This window comes from Corallococcus sp. AB045 (assembly GCF_003668895.1).
GTDB classification, from domain to species: domain Bacteria; phylum Myxococcota; class Myxococcia; order Myxococcales; family Myxococcaceae; genus Corallococcus; species Corallococcus coralloides.
Genome location: NZ_RAWN01000376.1, coordinates 1 through 3,482, shown reverse-complemented (window position 1 = coordinate 3,482; position 3,482 = coordinate 1). Strand labels below are relative to the sequence as shown.

Sequence of the window (3,482 nt, the reverse complement as noted above, 5' to 3'; positions counted from 1 at the left end):
GTCCCGGCCGCCCCCCTGGCCGGGGCCCCGTCCTATTCCGAAATAATTTCAAGGACTTGGCCGTAAGTCGTGGGTTTGACGCCCGCCCAGCGATGGCACCTGCCTTGCTCAAGGTCCCATCTGGGGCTGGCTTTCTCCCGGAAGCGTGATGGAACTCTTCTTTCGCAAGTACTTCTGGAGCGTGAACCTGTTGTTCATCCTGCTCGTCGCCCTGTTGGCGGCGCGCACGGTGAACCTGTTCGTCGAATCCTCCATCTCCCCCGCGCCCGCGTCCGAGGCTCCCGCCCGCGTCGCGCAGCGCACCCACGCCGCGGACAGCGGCCTGGCCACCATCGACGCGGAGCGTCTGTCGCGCCTCACCGGTGTGAAGCTGCCCGCGGAAGAGGTCGCGGTGAGGGAGCCGCCCACGTCGCCGGAGTTCGACGCCAACGCCCCGCCGGCCAAGAGCGGCCTGCGCGTGAAGCTGTTGGGCACGCTCGTCGCGGCCAACCCGGACTGGTCCTTCGCGTCCATCCAGGACATGAACACGCAGCGTTCGCAGACGTACATGATCGGCAACAGCCTGATGGGCGCCACCGTCATGGAGATCGAACGCGAGCGCGTGATCATCAACAACAACGGCCGCCGCGAGTTCATCGACGGGCAGCCCGGTGACGGCGCCGTCGCCGCCTACACCCCGCCCCCCGTGGCGCCCACCGCCACCCCGACCAACAACCTGGGCAACGGCATCAAGTCCACCGGTGAGAACGAGTACGAAGTCCCCAAGGCCGAAATCGACAAGACGTTGAGCAACCTCAACGACGTGGCGATGCAGGCGCGCATCGTGCCGGCCTTCAAGGACGGCCAGGCGGTGGGCTTCAAGCTGTTCTCCATCCGCCCGGACAGCATCTATTCGAAGATCGGCGTCCAGAACGGTGACGTCATCCGCCGCATCAACGGCTTCGACATGAACAGCCCCGAGAAGGCGCTGGAGATCTACTCGAAGCTGAAGGACTCCTCCCGTATCGAGATCGAGATCGAGCGCAACGGCGCGCCGATCCGCAAATCCTACAACGTCCGTTAAACACCCCCGTCAAAGCGCCCGCTCCTCCATGAAGACGACGCTCCCGTCCTGGATGCTCTGCCTGTGCCTCGCGCTCTCCGTTCCCGCGTGGGCCCAGCGCCGTCCTACACAGCCCGGCACCCCGGCCCCCGCTCCCGCGACCCCGGGGGACCGTGACCGTGGCCGAACCATCACCCCGCAGGGCGAAGGCAGCGCCGCGCCCGCCGAGAACCAGGGCCCCCGCCAGACACCCACGTGCGAGCAGGCCCGGCGCAACGCGCGCTACGGCATCTACTTCGACAAGGTGGACATCGAGAAGCTCGTCCAGACCGTGTCGGACGCCACCTGCCGCACGTTCATCCTCCCGGAGAACGTGCGCGGGAAGATCTCCATCATCGGCCCGGAGAACGGCCGCGTGGAGGTGGACGCGGACTCGTTCTACTCCGCGTTCCTCGCCGCGCTCGACGCGAACGGGCTGGCCGTCTACCCGTACGGCCGCTTCCTGAAGATCGTCGACAAGCGCTCGGCGAAGCAGAACCCCATCCCGACCATCGTGGACGAGGACACCCCGTACACGACGAACGAGCAGATGGTCACCAAGCTGTTCAAGATCAAGTACGTGGAGGTGGAGCCGCTGCGCGGCGTCCTCCAGCAGCTCGTGTCCAAGGACGGCGACACCATCCCGTACCCGCCGGACACCATCATCGTCAACGACGTGGGCTCCAACATCCACCGCCTGGAGCGCCTCATCAACCAGTTGGACAGCCGCTCCTCCAGCGACGAGATGCGCATCATCCAGGTGCAGTACGCCACCGCGCAGGACGTGGCCAACACCATCCAGAAGCTCTTTGAAGCCAAGGCCGGCGCGGGCGGCCGCGCGGGTCAGCGCCCCGGCAACTTCACGCAGGGCGCCCCCGGCCAGCCTCCTCCGGGCACGGAAGGCGTCGCCGGCGGCACGGAGTCGGGCGGCGTTGTCACGCTGTCGCAGATCATCCCGGACGAGCGCACCAACAAGCTCATCATCGTGGCCAGCCCCGCCGCCTTCGGCCGCATCCAGGACCTGGTGCGCGAGGTGGACATCCCGTCTGGCAGCGGCAACAAGATCAACGTCTACCCGCTGGAGAACGCCAACTCGGAGGAGCTGGCCAGCACGCTCCAGTCGCTCGCGCAGGGCACCGCCAACCGCCCCCAGCGCGGCCCCATCCCGCAGCAGCCGCAGGGCCTGCCGCGCGCGCCCGCCCAGGCCGCGGAGCTGTTCAGCGGCGAGGTGAAGATTTCGGCGGACAAGGGCACCAACTCGCTGGTCATCGTCGCCAGCCAGGGTGACTACAAGAACATCGTCCAGATCATCCAGCAGCTGGATCAGCCGCGCCGCCAGGTGTTCGTGGAGGCGGTGATCATGGAAGTGAACCTGGACCGCAACAGCGAGTTCGGCATCAACTTCCACCAGGGCTTCAGCCTCAAGACGGATGACGGAGCCATCCCCGGCATCCTCGGCACCAACTACTCCGGCGGCGGCGTGCCCCCGTCCTTCTCCCTGGCGAACCTGGCCAGCATGGGCGGCTTCCTCGCCGGCATCCAGGGCCCCGTCCTGCCGGAGCTCAAGAACCTGGGCATCGACATCCCGGCCTTCGGAGTGGTGCTCAACGCCATGCAGCAGTCGTCCGACGTGAACGTGCTGTCCACGCCGCACCTGCTCACCAGCGACAACGAGGAGGCCGAAATCACGGTGGGCCAGAACGTGCCCTTCCAGTCCGGCTTCACCCCGTCCGCGCTGGGCAGCTCGCTCGGCGGCACCGGCACCGGCGCCAACGGCGTGCAGGCCTCGCTGCTGGGCTCACTGGGCGGCCTGGGCTCGCTGTACGCGCCCATCACCCGCCAGAACGTGGAGCTGAAGCTCACCGTCAAGCCGCAGATCAACGAGAGCGACTTCATCCGCCTCGTCATCACCGAGCAGACGGAGGAGATCGCCTCCTCGGACCCCGTCCTGGGCCCCACGACGTCCAAGCGCAGCGCGAAGACGACGGTCATCGCCAAGGACATGGAGACGGTGGTGATTGGCGGCATCATGCAGGACCGCACGCTGGAGTCCGTCTCCAAGGTGCCGGTGCTGGGTGACATCCCCCTCTTGGGCCACCTGTTCCGCGACACCACGCGCCGCAAGACGAAGACGAACCTGCTGCTCTTCCTGACGCCCTACATCATCCGTGGCCAGGAGGACTTCCGTCGCATCTTCGAGCGCAAGATGAAGGAGCGGCAGCAGTTCGTGGAGCAGTTCTACGGCCAGGTCCCCGGCTACGACGTCGCGGTGGACTTCAGCCGCAAGCCCGGCCCCCTGTCGCGCATGAACCAGGCCGTCATCAAGGAAGAGAAACGGGTGGAGAACGGCGGCAGCGGCACGGCCAACGAGCGCGTCATCCGTCCGGCCGGCTCCCCGGCC

The 3,482-nt window shown here is 67.1% G+C and carries 2 protein-coding genes; both read left to right on the top strand.

Annotated features, from left to right (window positions below):
- The first annotated feature begins 148 nt into the window (after nt 1-148).
- Nucleotides 149-1,063, top strand: a complete 915-nt coding sequence (gspC, locus tag D7Y21_RS40690) for a type II secretion system protein GspC (RefSeq protein WP_199735599.1) — start codon at nt 149-151, stop codon at nt 1,061-1,063.
- 28 nt (nt 1,064-1,091) lie between these two features.
- Nucleotides 1,092-3,482, top strand: a 2,391-nt coding sequence (gene gspD, locus D7Y21_RS40685; RefSeq protein ID WP_121718575.1) for a type II secretion system secretin GspD, incomplete at its 3' end; no start/stop codon positions are given.

Bases quoted from the DNA above. Each gene is read 5' to 3' on its own strand.
- gspC (WP_199735599.1), top strand. From the start codon at position 149: ATGGAACTCTTCTTTCGCAAGTACTTCTGGAGCGTGAACCTGTTGTTC.